This is a genomic window from Pseudomonas sp. Teo4 (assembly GCF_034387475.1).
Lineage (GTDB): Bacteria > Pseudomonadota > Gammaproteobacteria > Pseudomonadales > Pseudomonadaceae > Aquipseudomonas.
On sequence record NZ_JAXCIL010000002.1, the window covers coordinates 1374227 to 1390270 of the forward strand.

15 protein-coding genes are annotated in these 16044 nt (G+C 62.3%); 9 read left to right on the forward strand and 6 right to left on the reverse strand.

The annotated features are described in order from the left end of the window. The first annotated feature begins 302 nt into the window (after nucleotides 1–302). Complete coding sequence (gene betT, locus PspTeo4_RS22565; protein ID WP_322366920.1) at nucleotides 303–2264, forward strand: choline transporter BetT; 1962 nt, start codon at nucleotides 303–305, stop codon at nucleotides 2262–2264. A 142-nt stretch (nucleotides 2265–2406) separates the two neighbouring features. Here the strand turns inward: betT and tauD are convergent, their stop codons facing one another. The 4 genes from tauD to tauA are packed head-to-tail and all read right to left on the reverse strand — an operon-like array spanning nucleotide 2407 to nucleotide 5906. Then, entirely contained in the window at nucleotides 2407–3240 is an 834-nt protein-coding gene (gene tauD / locus PspTeo4_RS22570) for a taurine dioxygenase (RefSeq protein ID WP_322366066.1), read from the reverse strand. 48 nt (nucleotides 3241–3288) lie between these two features. After that, on the reverse strand, nucleotides 3289–4119 hold the full coding sequence (gene tauC / locus PspTeo4_RS22575; RefSeq protein WP_322366067.1) for a taurine ABC transporter permease TauC: 831 nt from the start codon (nucleotides 4117–4119) through the stop codon (nucleotides 3289–3291). Next, nucleotides 4116–4910, reverse strand: a complete 795-nt coding sequence (gene tauB, locus PspTeo4_RS22580; protein ID WP_322366068.1) for a taurine ABC transporter ATP-binding subunit — start codon at nucleotides 4908–4910, stop codon at nucleotides 4116–4118. Before tauB ends, tauC begins: the two co-directional genes overlap by 4 nt. 24 nt (nucleotides 4911–4934) lie before the next feature. Continuing rightward, the gene (tauA, locus tag PspTeo4_RS22585; protein ID WP_322366069.1) at nucleotides 4935–5906 is read right to left on the reverse strand and encodes a taurine ABC transporter substrate-binding protein; all 972 of its coding nucleotides are present in this window, start codon (nucleotides 5904–5906) and stop codon (nucleotides 4935–4937) included. A 501-nt stretch (nucleotides 5907–6407) separates the two neighbouring features. Between tauA and PspTeo4_RS22590 the strand changes: the two genes are divergently transcribed. The 8 genes from PspTeo4_RS22590 (at nucleotide 6408) to PspTeo4_RS22625 (ending at nucleotide 13517) form a co-directional block, all read left to right on the forward strand. After that, a complete protein-coding gene (locus tag PspTeo4_RS22590; protein ID WP_322366070.1) occupies nucleotides 6408–7751 on the forward strand; it encodes an OprD family porin in 1344 nt (447 codons plus the stop codon). A gap of 163 nt (nucleotides 7752–7914) precedes the next feature. After that, nucleotides 7915–8553 (forward strand): peroxiredoxin, encoded by a 639-nt coding sequence (locus tag PspTeo4_RS22595; protein ID WP_322366071.1) that lies wholly within the window; start codon nucleotides 7915–7917, stop codon nucleotides 8551–8553. Nucleotides 8554–8793: 240 nt separating this feature from the next. Beyond that, nucleotides 8794–9387 (forward strand): NADPH-dependent FMN reductase, encoded by a 594-nt coding sequence (gene ssuE, locus PspTeo4_RS22600; RefSeq protein ID WP_322366072.1) that lies wholly within the window; start codon nucleotides 8794–8796, stop codon nucleotides 9385–9387. A gap of 93 nt (nucleotides 9388–9480) precedes the next feature. Then, nucleotides 9481–10446 carry a sulfonate ABC transporter substrate-binding protein gene (locus PspTeo4_RS22605; RefSeq protein ID WP_322366073.1) on the forward strand — a complete coding sequence of 322 codons (966 nt, stop codon included), beginning with the start codon at nucleotides 9481–9483 and terminating at the stop codon, nucleotides 10444–10446. A gap of 59 nt (nucleotides 10447–10505) precedes the next feature. Continuing rightward, nucleotides 10506–11654, forward strand: coding sequence for an FMNH2-dependent alkanesulfonate monooxygenase (ssuD, locus tag PspTeo4_RS22610; RefSeq protein WP_322366074.1), 1149 nt, complete (start codon nucleotides 10506–10508; stop codon nucleotides 11652–11654). Between the two features lie 10 nt (nucleotides 11655–11664). Further along, nucleotides 11665–12462: an aliphatic sulfonate ABC transporter permease SsuC gene (gene ssuC, locus PspTeo4_RS22615; RefSeq protein ID WP_322366075.1), complete on the forward strand. Its 798-nt coding sequence runs from the start codon at nucleotides 11665–11667 to the stop codon at nucleotides 12460–12462. Further along, on the forward strand, nucleotides 12459–13271 hold the full coding sequence (gene ssuB / locus PspTeo4_RS22620; RefSeq protein ID WP_322366076.1) for an aliphatic sulfonates ABC transporter ATP-binding protein: 813 nt from the start codon (nucleotides 12459–12461) through the stop codon (nucleotides 13269–13271). The genes ssuC and ssuB overlap by 4 nt, the downstream gene beginning before the upstream one ends. A 30-nt stretch (nucleotides 13272–13301) precedes the next feature. Next, nucleotides 13302–13517 carry a TOBE domain-containing protein gene (locus tag PspTeo4_RS22625; RefSeq protein ID WP_008095172.1) on the forward strand — a complete coding sequence of 72 codons (216 nt, stop codon included), beginning with the start codon at nucleotides 13302–13304 and terminating at the stop codon, nucleotides 13515–13517. A gap of 112 nt (nucleotides 13518–13629) precedes the next feature. Here the strand turns inward: PspTeo4_RS22625 and PspTeo4_RS22630 are convergent, their stop codons facing one another. Together PspTeo4_RS22630 and gshA are read right to left on the reverse strand one after the other, a co-directional pair. Next, nucleotides 13630–14256, reverse strand: coding sequence for a TetR/AcrR family transcriptional regulator (locus tag PspTeo4_RS22630; RefSeq protein WP_322366077.1), 627 nt, complete (start codon nucleotides 14254–14256; stop codon nucleotides 13630–13632). Then, the gene (gene gshA / locus PspTeo4_RS22635; protein WP_322366078.1) at nucleotides 14256–15833 is read right to left on the reverse strand and encodes a glutamate--cysteine ligase; all 1578 of its coding nucleotides are present in this window, start codon (nucleotides 15831–15833) and stop codon (nucleotides 14256–14258) included. Before gshA ends, PspTeo4_RS22630 begins: the two co-directional genes overlap by 1 nt. Between the last annotated feature and the right edge of the window lie 211 nt (nucleotides 15834–16044).

The following is a 16044-nucleotide window of genomic DNA, read 5'->3' on the forward strand; positions in this document are numbered from 1 at the left end:
TATCGCCGGCAAGCCGGCTCCCACAGGTACCCCGCTGCCCTCAAATTCAGTGGGGTACCTGTGGGAGCGGGTTTACCCGCGAAGAGGCCGACCCTGCATATGCCAATCAGCCCCTCGGTTCGCATTGAATCCCGATCCATGTTTAACTTGAACGCTTGTTCAATGAAAAACGCTGGTCCGCTGCCGGTGTTCAACAGGAGGATTCCTTTGCTGAACCCGTTCAATCCGAACCTCACGTCCTTCGACGAGGTGCACGCCCAATGAGTGCACCGACCGCTTCCCTTGCCAATGGCAAGATCCGCATGAACCCCCCGGTGTTCTACTTCGCGGCAAGTTTCATCCTGCTGTTTGGCCTGGTGGTCATCGCTTTCCCGCAAGCTTCGGGTGAGTGGCTGCTGGCAGCCCAGAACTGGGCGGCCAACACGGTCGGCTGGTACTACATGCTGGCGATGACCCTGTACCTGGTCTTCGTGGTGGTCACCGCCTTGTCCGGCTACGGCAAGATCAAGCTCGGTGCCGACCACGACGAACCCGAATTCAGTTACCTGTCCTGGGCCGGCATGCTGTTCGCCGCCGGTATCAGCATCACCTTGTTCTTCTTCTGCGTCTCCGAGCCGCTGACCCACATGCTGCAACCGCCTCAGGGCGAGGCGGGCACCGCGGAAGCCGGGCGCCAGGCGATGCAGATCCTGTTCCTGCACTGGGGCCTGCATGGCTGGGGGGTATTCGCCTTCGTCGGCATGGCCCTGGCCTACTTCGCCTACCGTCACAACCTGCCGCTGGCCCTGCGTTCGGCGCTGTACCCGCTGATTGGCAAGCGCATAAACGGCCCCATTGGCTATGCCGTGGACGGCTTCGGTATCATCGCCACGGTATTCGGCCTGGGCGCCGACATGGGCTTTGGGGTGCTGCACCTGAATGCCGGGCTCGACTACCTGTTCGGTATCAGCCACAGCCAATGGGTGCAGGTCATCCTCATCACCTTGATGATGGGCGCGGCGGTTGCCGTTGCAGTGGCCGGCGTCGAAAAAGGCGTGCGGGTGATGAGCGACATCAACCTGTTCCTGGCCTGCGCGTTGCTGCTGTTCGTGCTGTTCGCCGGGCCTACCCAGCACTTGTTCAACACCCTGATCCAGAACCTAGGTGACTACCTCGGCGCCTTGCCGCGCAAGAGTTTCGATGTGTACGCCTATGGCGAGAACCGCGACTGGCTCGGCGGCTGGACGGTGTTCTACTGGGCCTGGTGGATTGCCTGGGCGCCGTTCGTGGGCTTGTTCATCGCACGGATTTCCCGCGGCCGGACCATTCGCGAGTTCGTCTTCGGCGTGTTGCTGATTCCGCTGGGTTTCACCCTGGCGTGGATGTCGATCTTCGGCAATAGCGCCCTGGACCAGGTGATCAACCACGGCATGACCGCCCTCGGCCAGTCGGCGCTGGATAACCCGTCGATGAGCCTGTACCTGCTGCTGGAAACCTACCCCTGGAGCAAGACGGTCATCGCGGTGACTGTGTTCATCAGCTTCGTGTTTTTCGTCACCTCGGCCGACTCGGGCACGGTGGTGCTGTCGACGTTGTCTGCCAAAGGCGGCGGTGCCGACGAGGACGGGCCAAACTGGCTGCGTATCTTCTGGGGCGCGATGACGGCGCTGATCACCAGCGGGCTGCTGTTCGCCGGCAGTATCGATTCGCTCAAGTCGGCGGTGGTACTGACTTCGCTGCCGTTCTCGTTGATCTTGCTGTGCATGATGTGGGGGTTGCACAAGGCGTTTTACCTGGAGTCCCAGCGGCAGATTGCGCAGATGCATTCGCTGGCGCCGTTTGCACAGTCACGGCGTGGGCGCGGTGGCTGGCGTCAGCGTTTGAGCCAGGCAGTGCACTTCCCGTCACGCGACGAGGTGTACCGCTTCATGGATGACGTGGTGCGTCCGGCGATTGCCGAGGTGCGCGAAGTGTTCGAGCAGAAGGGCCTGGTGCTGATTACCCAGGATGACCCGAGCCACGACAATGTCAGCCTGAAGATTGGCCATGGCGATGAGCAGCCGTTCATTTACCAGGTGCAGATGCGCGGGTACTTCACGCCGTCGTTCGCGCTGGGTGGGTTGGGGACTCAGGAGTTGAAGAACCGCCGCTACTACCGGGCGGAGGTGCACCTGAGCGAGGGCAGCCAGAACTACGACCTGGTGGGCTACAGCAAGGAGCAGATCATCAACGACATCCTCGACCAGTACGAGCGGCACATGCAGTACCTGCATCTGGTCAGGTAGGTGCTTTGGGGCCGCTTCGCGGCCCATCGCAGGCTGCGCCAGCTCCCACGGGATCATCACGAGCCAACTACCCTGGGGACTGTGTAATCGTGGGAGCTGGCGAAGCCTGCGAAGGGCTGCATTGCAGCCCCATTGTGTCCGCTCAGAACGGCGCATCCCCCAGAATGGTCGCCCGGTGCATCACCCGCCGGTTCGGCCGGTAGTCATCCACCGCGAAATGCTGGGTCACGCGGTTGTCCCAGAACGCCACGTCATTCTCCTGCCAACGCCAGCGAATGCTGAACTCCGGTCGCGTGGCATGGGCGAACAGCAGCTTCAGCAGAGCTTCGCTCTCCAGCTCGCTCAATTCGTTGATCCGCGTGGTAAACCCTTCGTTGACGAACAACGCCTTGCGCCCGCTCACCGGGTGGATACGCACCACCGGGTGTGACAGCGGCGGGTTGTTGCGGCGGGTCGCTTCCCAGCGCGCCAAGTCTTCAGCTGTGGTGCCAAAGCGCTCGAGCGGGAACGACTTGGTGAAATCATGGGTGGCGGTCAGGCCATCGAGCATCTCACGCAGTGGTGCCGACAACGCCTCGAAGGCCGCAATGCCACTGGCCCACAGGGTGTCGCCACCATAGGCCGGCAACTGCTTGGCACTGAGCACCGCGCCCAGCGCCGGGGTTGGCAGGAAGGTCACGTCGGTGTGCCACACCGCGTTGTCGCGCACATCGGTCACTGCCGTGTCGAGAATCAGCACCTGCGGGGTTTGTGGCACATTCGGGTAGATCGGATGAATGTGCAGGTCGCCGAAGCGGGCAGCGAAACGGGCCTGCTGTTCAGGGGTGATCGGCTGGTCGCGGAAGAACAGCACCTGGTGCTTGAGCAGCGCTTGCTCGATGGCGTCGCGTTGCTCGACGGTGATTTCGCGGCAGATATCCACGCCACTGATCTGCGCACCGAGCGCCGGGCTGAGAGGGGTAACGGTCAGGCTCATGTCTTTTCTCGTTGTAGGCGCCGGAGTGCCGGCGTGGTCACTCATGGTTCAGTGGCTTTGCCCGTGCCAGGGCACCAGTTTGCGTTGCAGGGCGCGCAGGCCCATCTCCAGGGCGAAGGCGATCAGCGCGATCAGCAAAATGCCCAGCACCACTACGTCGGTGACCAGAAACTGCGCCGCGGACTGCACCATGAAGCCCAGGCCGCTGGTGGCAGCGATCAGTTCGGCAGCCACCAAGGTGGACCAACCGACGCCCAGGCCGATGCGGATGCCGGTAAGGATGTCGGGCAGGGCGCTTGGCAGGATCACATGGCGAATCAGTTGTGCCTTGGTGGCGCCCAAAGATTGCGCGGCACGCAGCTTGGTCGGGTCGACCGTGCGCACACCGGTGGCGGTGGCGATGGCAATCGGGGCGAAGATCGCCAGGTAGATCAGCAGCACCTTGGACAGCTCGCCAATGCCGCACCAGATGACGATCAGTGGCAGATAGGCCAGCGGTGGAATCGGGCGGTAGAACTCGATCAACGGGTCGAGGATGCCGCGCGCCACGCGGTTGTAGCCAATGGCGATGCCGACCGGGATAGCAGTCAGCGTTGCGGCAATCAGCGCCAGGCCAATGCGGCCCAGGCTTGCGCCCAGGTGCTGCCACAGGCTGGCGTCCATGTAGCCTTGGGTAAGCAGGGTCCAGGCCTTGGCCAGAATGTCGGCAGGCGAGGGCAGGAACAGGGGTTCGATCCAGCCGGCGGCCGTGACCAGCCACCACACCAGCAGCAGCGATCCCAGGGTCAGGGCGCTGATCCAGCGGGTCGCCAGTGGCTTGCGGGCTTTGGCAGTGGGTGCGCTGCGCTTGGCGGCAACCGGCAACTCAAGGCTGCTCATACGGATGCCTCCCGGCGGGTGGTTTCACGTTGGGAGAACACCCGCGCCAGCACATGCTCGCGGGTTTCGATGAAGCGCGGGTCGGACTTGATCGCCCGGGCCGATTCGCCTGCGGCGTAGCGCTGGCCAAAGTCCAGCTGCAGACGTTCGACCACACGCCCGGGGTTCGGGGCCAGCAATACCAACTCGCTGGCCAGGAACACCGCCTCTTCAATGTCGTGGGTAATCAGGAACACCGGCTTGGCGGTGCGCTGCCACACCTGCAGCAGCAACTCCTGCATCTGTTCGCGGGTGAAGGCGTCCAGGGCGCCGAACGGCTCGTCCATCAGCAACACCCGGGGGTTGGCGGCCAGCGCCCGGGCCAGGCCCACGCGCTGTTTCTGCCCGCCGGACAACTGCCAGACGCGTCGCTCACCAAAGCCTTCGAGGTCGACCAAGGCCAGCATCTCGCGGGCTTTGGCTTCGCGCTCTGCACGCGGCACGCCGGCCAACTCCAGGCCGAAGGCGACGTTGCCCAGTACGTTCTGCCAAGGCAGCAACGCGTCATCCTGGAACACCACGCCACGCTCGGCGCCGGGGCCTTGCACCGGCACGCCATCGAGGGTGATGCGCCCGCCACTGGGGGCGACGAAGCCTGCGATCAGGTTCAGCAAAGAGGTCTTGCCGCTGCCGGATGGCCCGAGGGCCACCAGCAGCTGGCGTGGCCCCAGGCTCAGGTTGATATCGTCCAGCACCGGGGTGGTGGCGCCGGGGTACTGTGCGCTGATGCGCTCCAGTTCAAGCAAGGCCATGACAGGCTCCGGTCGGTTGCAGTCTTAGTTGGGGATGTACTGGGCGCTGACGTACGGCGAGTAGTCAGGCAGCACCGCGTCGACCTTGCCTTGCTGCTTGAGGAAGGTGGCCGTGTCGGTGAGCGCCTGGGTGGTCGGCGCGCCCAGCGCACTGGCCTGGTCGGCGGCCAGCGGGTAGACGTTGCCCTGCAGCAGCACCGGGATGTCAGATGGCTTGGCGCCGGACAGTTTGGCCAGCTTGGCGACGTTGTCGGGGTTGGCCAGCCAGGCTTTCGGGTCTTTGCGGTAGTCGGCGTAGGCATCCAGGGTGACCTTGGCAAAGGCCTTGACCACGTCCGGGTGCTTGGCGGCGAAGTCCTTGCGCACGATCCAGGCGTCGAAGGTCGGTGCGCCTTTCTCGGCCAGCTCGCCCGAGGTGATCAACACCTTGCCGTTTTCCTTGGCCACGCCCAGAGCCGGGTCCCAAACGTAGGTGGCGTCGATGTCGCCACGCTTCCAGGCGGCGATGATCGCCGGTGGCGCGAGGTTGAGGATCTGCACCTTGGACGGGTCGATGTTCCAGCTCTTGAGTGCGGCCAGCAGGCTGTAATGGCCGGTAGAGACGAAAGGCACCGCGACTTTCTTGCCGATCAGGTCTTGTGGGCTCTTGATGCTGTCGCGGGCGACCAGTGCCTCGCCGGCACCGATCTGGGTGGCGATCAGGAAGGTCTCGACCGGCAGCTTGCGGGTGGCGGCGGCAGCCAGCGGGCTGGAACCCAGGTAGCCGATCTGCACATCACCGCTGGCCACGGCGGTGATCACGTCGGCGCCGTTATCGAATTTACGCCAGTCGATGCTGGCCTTGCTGGCTTTTTCATAGTCGCCATCGACCTGGGCCACCTTGGCCGGGTCGACGGTGGTCTGGTAGGCAACGGTCAGGTCGGCAGCCTGGGCCAACCAGCTGGCGCTGGCGAGGGTCAGGGCGGCGAACAAGCGCAGCGGAGCGTGCGGGATCATGGTTGAACTCCTCGTCAGGCAATCGTTGGGATGGATGGCGAGAAGACTAGATGATCTAAGAAATCAGAAATAAATAACTTTTTGGAATTAGCTTAGGAGCCAAACGTTTTAACCCTTGTCAAGGGATGTAGGGGCAACTGGCGGAATAGGGAGTGGCTGCTAGGCTTTATTCCCTTTGTAGGGGTAGTCGGCAGCTAGCATCTCGGCAAACGTTTGCACATAACCTAAAGGTATGATTTTCGTTGTCGATACAACATTTGGCAGTAAAGGTTCCTACCTTATTCCGCAAAAGTCTTACAAATTCATAAAACGGTCATTTTGGATTTATAGGATTGTCATTATCCTGTAGCCCAGACGGCGCCTTAGACCAAAGTCGAGAAATGTTTAGTAACCATTGACTAGACGGTCACTCTTTGGGACTAAATCGCCAATCCATGGTGAGCGGGGCATCAGACCCGGCCACCAGAGATCTACAAAAATTAGAACGTAGAGGAGCAAAACATGTACAAGTCCAGCCTGGCCCTGGCCGTGGCACTGGGGGTTCTCGCCCAACAAGCAGGCGCTGCCGGTTTCATCGAGGACAGCAAGCTGTCCCTGAGCTCGCGCACCATGTATTTCAATGATGACAACCGTGAAACCGGTGGTACTGACCAGGAAGAGTCCGGTCAGGGCTTCAAGCTGGACTACCTGTCCGGCTTCACCCAAGGCACTGTAGGTTTCGGGGTTGATGTTCAGGCGCTGTGGGGCATTCACCTGGATGGTGGTCGTGGTAGCCGCCCGAACGCCGACAACTCCTTCTTCCCAAGTGACTCCGATGGCTCCGCAGTCCACAACTGGGCTCGCATCGGCGGCAACGCCAAGGCTCGCTTCTCGAAGACGGAAGCCCACTTCGGTAGCGCACTGGCGCCGAACCTGCCGATCCTGGTATCCAACGACGGCCGTCTGCTGCCTCAAACTTTTGAAGGTGGCACCATTCAGTCGAAGGAAATCGACAATCTGACCCTCAACGCCGGTCAATTGACCCATGCGATGGGCCGAGCTTCGAGCAACCGTACAGGTCTAGCTGTTTCCGGCACCGGTGCTTTCCGTGATAGCAACAAATTCCAGTACGCGGGCGGCGACTGGAAGGTCACTAAAGACTTGACCCTGCAGTACTACTACTCAAACCTGGAAGACTACTACAAGCAGCACTTCCTGGGCCTGACCCACGTCTACCAGATTGACCAGAATCAGTCCTTCAAAACCGACCTGCGCTACTTCGACAGCAGCAAGGATGGCAAGAACGGTGAGACTGGCTATGCATTCGGCAACAACAGCGGTTATGCCAAGAACGCTGGCGAAGTCGACAACAAGACCTGGTCGGCAATGTTCACCTACACCCTGGGTGGCCACTCGCTGATGCTCGGTCACCAGCAGGTTGGTGACGACGGTGGTTTTGTCTGGTTGAACCAGGGTAACGTTCGTAAGGACGGCCTCACGTCCGGCCTGGAAGGCGCTGGTGGCGCTAGCTTCTACCTGTTCACCGACAGCATGATCAACCAGTTCGCCCGTGCTGGTGAGAACACTACTTTCGGCCAGTACTCCTATGACTTCGCCAGCCTGGGTGTGCCAGGCCTGAAAGCTTCGGTGGCCTACCTGCGTGGTGACGACATTCGCTTGAAGTCTGGTAACGGCACCTACAACGAGTGGGAGCGCGATGCGCGCATCGACTACGTTATCCAGGAAGGCACTCTGAAAGGCCTGGGCTTCAGCCTGCGTCAAGGCGTGTTCCGTGGCAGCGAAGAAAGCAGCGCTGACAAGGACCAAGCTCGCTTCATCGTCAACTACACTTACAGCTTCCTGTAAGTCGTAGCTGCAAAAAGAGCCTCGCCTAGTGCGAGGCTTTTTTGTGCCCTCAATTTCGTATGCCATCCAGTTATAAATAAATCAATATTTATTCTTTTTGTTTTGCATCGGATGCAGGCACATTGAACCCCACAAGGCAGACACAGCACAGGAGCCGCACCCCATGAGCCTCAAACTCGGCGACATCGCCCCCGACTTCGAACAGGATTCCAGCGAAGGCAAGATCCGCTTCCACGAATGGCTCGGCAACAGCTGGGGTGTGCTGTTCTCCCACCCGGCCGACTTCACCCCGGTGTGCACCACCGAGCTTGGCCTGACCGCCAAGCTCAAGGACGATTTCGCCAAGCGCGGCGTCAAGGCCATCGCGCTGTCGGTGGACCCAGTCGACTCGCACCACCGCTGGATCGATGACATCAATGAAACCCAGAACACCGTGGTCAACTTCCCGATCATCGCCGACGCCGACCGCAAGGTGTCCGACCTGTACGACCTGATTCACCCCAACGCCAGCGACACCCTCACCGTGCGTTCGCTGTTCATCATCGACCCGAACAAGAAGGTGCGCCTGACCATCACCTATCCGGCCAGTACCGGGCGCAACTTCAATGAAATCCTGCGGGTGATCGACTCGCTGCAGCTCACCGACAACCACAAGGTCGCCACACCAGGTAACTGGCAGGACGGTGACGAAGTGGTAATCGTGCCGTCGCTGAAGGATGAGGACGAAATCAAGCAGCGCTTCCCCAGAGGCTACCGCGCCGTGAAGCCCTATCTGCGTCTGACTCCGCAACCTAATCGTTAAGGATCCTCGTTGCATTGCTCTTAGCCATAGCAGGGATATTCGGGCCGTTTCGACGGCCCTTTTTTATGCCCGATCAGTCCGCATCACCTGTGGGAGCCGGCTTGCCGGCGATGAGGGCGGCACAGGCAACTCAAAAATTTGGTTATCTATTTAAGGAATAACCAAATGAAAAAATATGATTTCTAGATATATAAGCCGGCTGTTAATGTCACTCCCAACAGAACACAAGGAAGCGCTCCAATGCTGGTCGTCTCTATCGGTGGTAGCCCCAGTCCTCGTTCACGCTCCGGCGTGCTGCTAGAGCGTTCACGCCAGTGGCTGCAGGACCGTGGCGTGGAAGTGGTGAACTTCCAGGTGCGTGACTTCCCAGCCGAGGACCTGCTGCATGCGCGCTTCGACAGCCCGCATGTCCAGCACTTCCAGCAGCTGGTGGCCCAGGCCGATGGCCTGGTGGTCGCTACCCCGGTGTACAAAGCGTCGTTCGCCGGTGCCCTGAAGACCTTGCTCGACCTGCTGCCGGAACGTGCACTGGTACACAAGATCGTGTTGCCAATCGCCACTGGCGGCAGCATCGCCCACATGCTGGCGGTGGATTACGCACTCAAGCCCGTGCTGTCGGCACTCAAGGCGCAAGAGACCCTGCAAGGGATCTTCGCCGACGACAGCCAGGTCAGTTATGCAGAGGGCAACAAGCCCGCCCAGCTGGTACCTGCTCTGGAAGAGCGCCTGCTGGACTCGCTGGAAACCTTCCACGTTGCCCTGGCCCGTCGGCCGCGGCCCGTGGCCCCCGGCGTACTCAACGAACGCCTGATCAGTGCTCGCTGGAGCATCTGACCCGGCAACCACGCGGTACCGTTTTTCCACCTTACTCGCCCGTCAACGAGGCAAGCAGGTGCAACCCGAACCTCATTCGCACAGGAGAGCGCCATGCGCACAGTCTTCTTGCGTCGTGGTCTGGTCGCCCTGTTTGCGGCGGCTGTGTCCTTCGGCGCCATCACTCAAGCCCAGGCTGAAAGCCTGCGTATCGGTTACCAGAAGTACGGCACCCTGGTGCTGCTCAAGGCCAAGGGCTCGCTGGAAAAGCGCCTGGCCGAGCAGGGCATCCAGGTACAGTGGACCGAATTCCCCGGCGGCCCGCAGCTGCTCGAAGGGCTGAACGTCGGCTCGATCGACTTTGGCGTGACGGGCGAAACGCCGCCCGTGTTCGCCCAGGCGGCCGGCGCGGATCTGCTTTATGTGGCTTACGAGCCGCCAGCGCCGCACAGCGAGGCGATCCTGGTGCCGAAAGGGTCGTCGATCCAGTCGGTGAAGGACCTCAAAGGCAAGAAAGTCGTCCTCAACAAAGGCTCCAACGTTCACTACCTGCTGGTCCGCGCCCTGGAAGACGCCGGCCTGAAGTACAACGATATCCAGCCGGTCTACCTGCCGCCTGCCGACGCCCGCGCCGCCTTCGAGCGTGGCAGCGTCGATGCCTGGGTGATCTGGGACCCGTACCAGGCCGCCGCCGAGCAACAGCTGCAGGCACGCACCCTGCGTGACGGCAAAGGCCTGGTCGACAACCACCAGTTCTACCTGGCCACCCGCAATTACGCGACCCAACACCCCGCCGTGATCAGCACGCTGATCGAGGAAGTGCGCAGCGTGGGTGAGTGGTCCCAGGCCAACCCACAGCAGGTCACCGACCAGGTCGCGCCGCTGCTGGGCTTGCCCGCCGACATCACCCTGACCTCGGTCAAGCGCCAAGGCTATGGGGCTGCGCCGCTGACGCCGGAAGTGGTCGCCGCGCAGCAGAAGATTGCCGACACCTTCCAGGCGCTCAAGCTGATTCCCAAGCCGCTGAGCATCAAGGACGTGATCTGGACACCCCCGGCCAAGGTCGCCAGCGCGCCTTGAACCATTCGCCACGCCGGGGCGCCGCGCCGGCATGAGCCACCCTTGAGGAGACAACTCCAATGAGCCTTAACATTTTCTGGTTCCTCCCAACCCACGGTGACGGCAAGTACCTGGGCACTTCCGACGGTGCCCGTGCCGTCGACCACGGTTACCTGCAGCAGATCGCCCAGGCCGCCGACCGCCTTGGCTTCGGTGGTGTGCTGATTCCTACCGGGCGTTCCTGCGAGGACTCCTGGCTGGTCGCGGCATCACTGATTCCGGTGACCCAGCGCCTGAAGTTCCTGGTTGCCCTGCGCCCAGGCATCATTTCGCCCACCGTGGCCGCCCGCCAGGCAGCGACCCTCGATCGCCTGTCCAATGGTCGCGCTCTGTTCAACCTGGTGACCGGTGGCGACCCAGACGAGCTGGCTGGTGATGGCCTGCATCTGAACCACCAGGAGCGCTACGAAGCGTCCGTGGAGTTCACCCGTATCTGGCGCAAGGTGCTGGAAGGCGAAACGGTCGATTACGACGGCAAGCATATCCAGGTGAAGGGCGCCAAGCTGCTTTACCCGCCGATCCAGCAGCCGCGTCCGCCGCTGTACTTCGGTGGATCTTCTGATGCCGCCCAAGACCTGGCCGCCGAGCAGGTCGAGTTGTACCTGACCTGGGGCGAGCCACCAGCCGCCGTCGCCGAAAAAATCGCCCAGGTACGTGAAAAGGCTGCCGCGCAAGGCCGTGAAGTACGCTTTGGCATTCGCCTGCATGTGATCGTGCGGGAAACCAACGAAGAGGCCTGGGCCGCCGCCGACAAGCTGATTTCGCACCTGGACGACGACACCATCGCCCGTGCTCAAGCTTCGTTGGCGCGTTTCGACTCGGTCGGCCAGCAACGCATGGCTGCGCTGCACGGCGGCAACCGCGACAAACTGGAAGTCAGCCCCAACCTTTGGGCCGGCGTCGGCCTGGTGCGCGGTGGCGCAGGGACTGCCTTGGTAGGCGATGGCCCGACCGTGGCTGCGCGGGTCAAGGAATACGCGGCACTGGGCATCGATACCTTCATCTTCTCGGGTTATCCACACCTGGAAGAGTCCTACCGTGTGGCTGAGCTGCTGTTCCCGCACCTGGATGTGCAGCGCCCTGAGCAACCCAGCAGCGGTGGCTACGTGAGCCCGTTCGGCGAGATGGTGGCCAACGACATCCTGCCCAAATCCGTCGCGCAGAGCTGAGGGCCAGGTAATGAGTCGTGCAACCTCCTCCAACCTGTTGCAGCGCCTGGCGCCCTGGGCACTGCCGGTACTGCTGCTGGCTGTCTGGCAGCTGGCGGTCAGCGCTGGCTGGCTGTCGACCCGCATCCTGCCAGCGCCCAGCGCGGTGATCAGCGCCGGTGTCGAACTGGTGCGCAGCGGTGAAATCTGGACCCACCTGGCTATCAGTGGCTGGCGTGCCGGGCTGGGCTTTTTGATCGGCGGCAGCATCGGCCTGGTGCTGGGCTTCATCACCGGCCTGTCGAACTGGGGCGAGCGCCTGCTCGACAGCTCGGTGCAGATGATCCGCAACGTACCGCACCTGGCGCTGATTCCGCTGGTGATCCTGTGGTTTGGCATCGATGAGTCGGCGAAGATTTTCCTGGTCGCGCTCGGCACCTTGTTCCCGATCTACCTGAACACCTACCACGGCATCCGCAACGTCGACCCGGCGCTGGTCGAGATGGCGCGTAGCTACGGCCTGTCGGGCTTTGCCCTGTTCCGTCAGGTGATCTTGCCGGGTGCGCTGCCTTCGATCCTGGTGGGCGTGCGTTTCGCCCTGGGCTTCATGTGGCTGACGTTGATCGTGGCAGAAACCATCTCGGCGAATGCCGGCATCGGTTACCTGGCCATGAACGCCCGCGAATTCCTGCAAACCGACGTGGTGGTGCTGGCCATCGTTCTGTACGCCGTGCTCGGCAAGCTTGCCGACCTGGCCGCCCGTGGTCTGGAGCGCGTGTGGCTGCGCTGGCACCCGGCCTATCAGCCGGCGAAGAAGGAGGGCGCATGACTGTGCTCAAAGAACAGCCGCCACGTCTGCTGCGTGGCATCCCCCTGGCGTCCAACGGTTTGCGCAAGACCTTCGGCCAACGTGAAGTGTTGCGTGGCATCGACTTGCACATCCCGGCAGGCCAGTTCGTCGCCATCGTCGGCCGCAGTGGCTGCGGCAAAAGCACCTTGCTGCGCTTGCTGGCCGGCCTCGACAAACCTACCGCGGGTGAGCTGCTGGCCGGTGCCGCGCCATTGGCCGAGGCCCGCGAGGAAACCCGCCTGATGTTCCAGGACGCACGTCTGCTGCCCTGGAAGAAGGTAATCGACAACGTCGGCCTGGGCCTGTCGGGTGACTGGCGGGCGAAGGCCCTGGAAGCCCTGGAGGCGGTTGGCTTGGCCGATCGCGCCAACGAATGGCCGGCTGCGCTCTCCGGTGGCCAGAAACAACGTGTGGCCCTGGCCCGTGCCCTGATCCACCAGCCGCGCCTGCTGTTGTTGGATGAGCCGCTCGGCGCACTGGATGCCCTGACCCGGATCGAGATGCAGCAATTGATCGAGCGGTTGTGGCGCCAGCATGGCTTCACCGTGCTGCTGGTGACCCACGACGTCAGCGAAGCGGTTGCCGTGGCCGACCGAGTGATCCTGATCGAGGACGGTGAGGTCGGTCTCGACCTGATCGTCGACCTGCCAAGGCCCAGGGCGCGTGGTTCGCACCGCCTGGCGGCGCTGGAAAGCGAAGTGCTCAACCGTGTTTTGTCCGTGCCAGGCGCAGCGCCCGAGCCGGACCCTGTAGCCCCTTTGCCCACGCAGTTGCGTTGGGCCCACTGAACCCCTGAAGCCAGCAAAAGGAATCAAGCCATGACTATCAAAGCCATCAACGTTCGCAACCAGTTCAAAGGCACCGTCAAAGAAATCCTCGAAGGCCCGGTATTGTCGGAAATCGACGTGCAGACCGCTTCGGGCATTGTCACTTCGGTGATCACCACCCGTTCTGTGAAGGAGCTGGAGCTTCAGGTGGGCAGTGAGGTGATTGCCTTCGTGAAGTCGACTGAAGTGTCCATCGCCAAGCTGTGATGCCACAAACGCCATCACCGGCAAGCCAGCTCCCACATGGACCGCGACCATCTTGAGATAGCTGCGGGACCTGTGGGAGCTGGCTTGCCAGCGATGAGGCCAGAATCGATCTTCAGCGCTTGCTCAGAAACGGCGGCAGATAAAGCCCCAGATATGCCTCGAACACCCGCTTGCCTTCCTCGGCCATGCGCGGGGTAATCGCTTCATGCAACTGCACCGACCGCGCATACACCCGGTCGCTCAGCTCCATGGCCAAGGCAAACACATCCACATCCACAGGCATCACCGGCAGTTGGAAGTGCTGGTCGAACAGCTTGTGCATCAGCTCGCCCAGTTCCATGTCGTGCTGGCGGTCAGCTTGCACCACTTCGCTCAGGCCATGCTGCGCCAGAATCAACTGACGTGCCGCGGCGTCTTCGTTGTAGATGTCGAGCATGCGCTCTTCGATCAGCCGCGACAGCTCATGCCAGGTGCTGAACGCGGAGCTGTCGATAGGTGCACTCAGCGCTTCGCGGAAGGCCCGGTGCACATCGGCGGTCAGTGCTTCGAGCAACGCCGGAACGCTGGCGAAGAAGTGGTACACCGAGGACGGCGGAATCTGCGCCCGCTCGGCCACGCTGTAGATGGATAACCCCGCCACCCCTTGCTCGGCCAGCAGCTCGCGTGCTGCCGCCAGGATCGCTTCGATCCTGGCCTGGCTGCTCGCGCGTGGCTTGCGCGGGGTGGCGGTGCGGTTCATCAGTTGCTGATCGCCAGGATGCTGGCCTGGTAGGCGCCGACGAACAGGTCGAAGTCGCCGACTTCTTGCTGCTCCAGGCGCGCCTGCTCGGCCAGCGAGTTGCGGGCGAGGGTTTCAAAGGCTTGCTGGCGCTCCGTGGGCAGTGGTTGCTCGCGGAAGGTTTCGGCGTGCAGGTGGCTCTGGCGCAGAGAGAACTGGACGAAAGTTTCGTCGTGTTCGGTCATGCGGGCCAGCACCTGGGCTGAAGGAGTCAGCGACGCGTCGTCGACCTTGGCCTGTTGGGCAGCCAGGGCCTTGGCGTGCTCGTCGCCGCCGTTGGCCTGGTCGAGCAGTTCGGCCAATTGCCCGATACGCCCGATCAGTTCGCTGGCCCATTCCTTGAGCCCAATCGGCTGGCCATCACGGCGCAGTTCGAGGCCGGGGCGACGGCCTTCCTTGACCACGGTGAGGAAGTTGTTGGTGCACTGGCCGCATTCGCCGTTGTCCAGCTGCGGGCTGTTTTCCAGGGCGCAGAACAACAGGAACGCGTCGAGGAAGCGCGCTTCGGTGAGGTCGATGCCGACCGGCAGGAACGGGTTGATGTCCAGGCAGCGCACTTCGACATACTGCACGCCACGCGAGGTCAGGGCCTGGATCGGCCGCTCACCGGTGTAGGTCACGCGTTTCGGGCGGATGTTCGAGTAGTACTCGTTTTCGATCTGCAGGATGTTGGTGTTCAGCTGTACCCATTCGCCGTCGACGTGCGTGCCGACTTCGACATAGGGCGGGTAGGGCGTGCCCACCGCCTTGCGCAGGCTGTCGGTGTAGCTGGCCAGGTTGTTGTAGCAGGGCGTCAGCCCCGCCTGGGCGTTGCTCTGGTAGCCCAGGTCGCTCATGCGCAGGCTGGTGGCGTACGGCAGGTACAGGGTTTCTGCGTCGAGTTCTTCGAGCTGGTGCGGATTGCCGCGCAGGAAGCCTTTGTCCAGGGCCGGCGAGGCGCCGAACAGGTACATCAGCAGCCAGCTGTAGCGGCGGAAGTTGCGGATCAACGCGATATAGGCCGAAGACTGGTAGTCGCGATCGCTTTCTTCGCCGCCCTCGGCTTCGCGCAGCAGTGGCCACAGGGCCTCGGGCAGGGAGAAGTTGTAGTGGATACCGGCGATGCACTGCATGGTGCGGCCGTAACGCAGGGCCAGACCCTTGCGGTAGACATGCTTGAGCTTGCCGATATTCGAGGTGCCGTACTCGGCGATCGGGATGTCCTCTTCTGCCGGCAAGGTGCACGGCATCGACGGGCTCCACAGGTACTCACCGCCCAGCTTGCTGTAGACGAAGCGGTGGGTCTCTTCGAGGCTTTCAAGCACTTTGGCCGGGTCGGCCAGGGCCGGAGTGATGAACTCCAGCAGTGATTCGGAATAGTCGGTGGTGATCTGCTCGTTGGTCAGCGCCGAACCCAAGGCTTGCGGGTGTGGGGTCTGGGCCAGGCGACCTTCGTCGGTCACGCGCAGGCATTCGCGCTCAATACCGTGCAGGCACTGCTTGAGCAGGGGAAGATTGGCGCCGAGCAGGCTCAGGCGGCGGTTGAGGAGGTCGCTCAAGATGGATTCCTTCACGCGTCAGTCGCCCCAATATGGGGGTAGAGTTGACGGTCTACAAGGGTAGTTGGAAAAGGAACTGGCGTTGTCGCCTGGTTTGCCTGGGCTCTCGGCAGTGCCAGCGCCGACTCGGGGCCGTTTCACGCTCCATCGCAGGCTATCGCCAGCTCCCACAAAGGTTTGCGGTGGGAGCTGGCGATAGCCTGCGATGGAG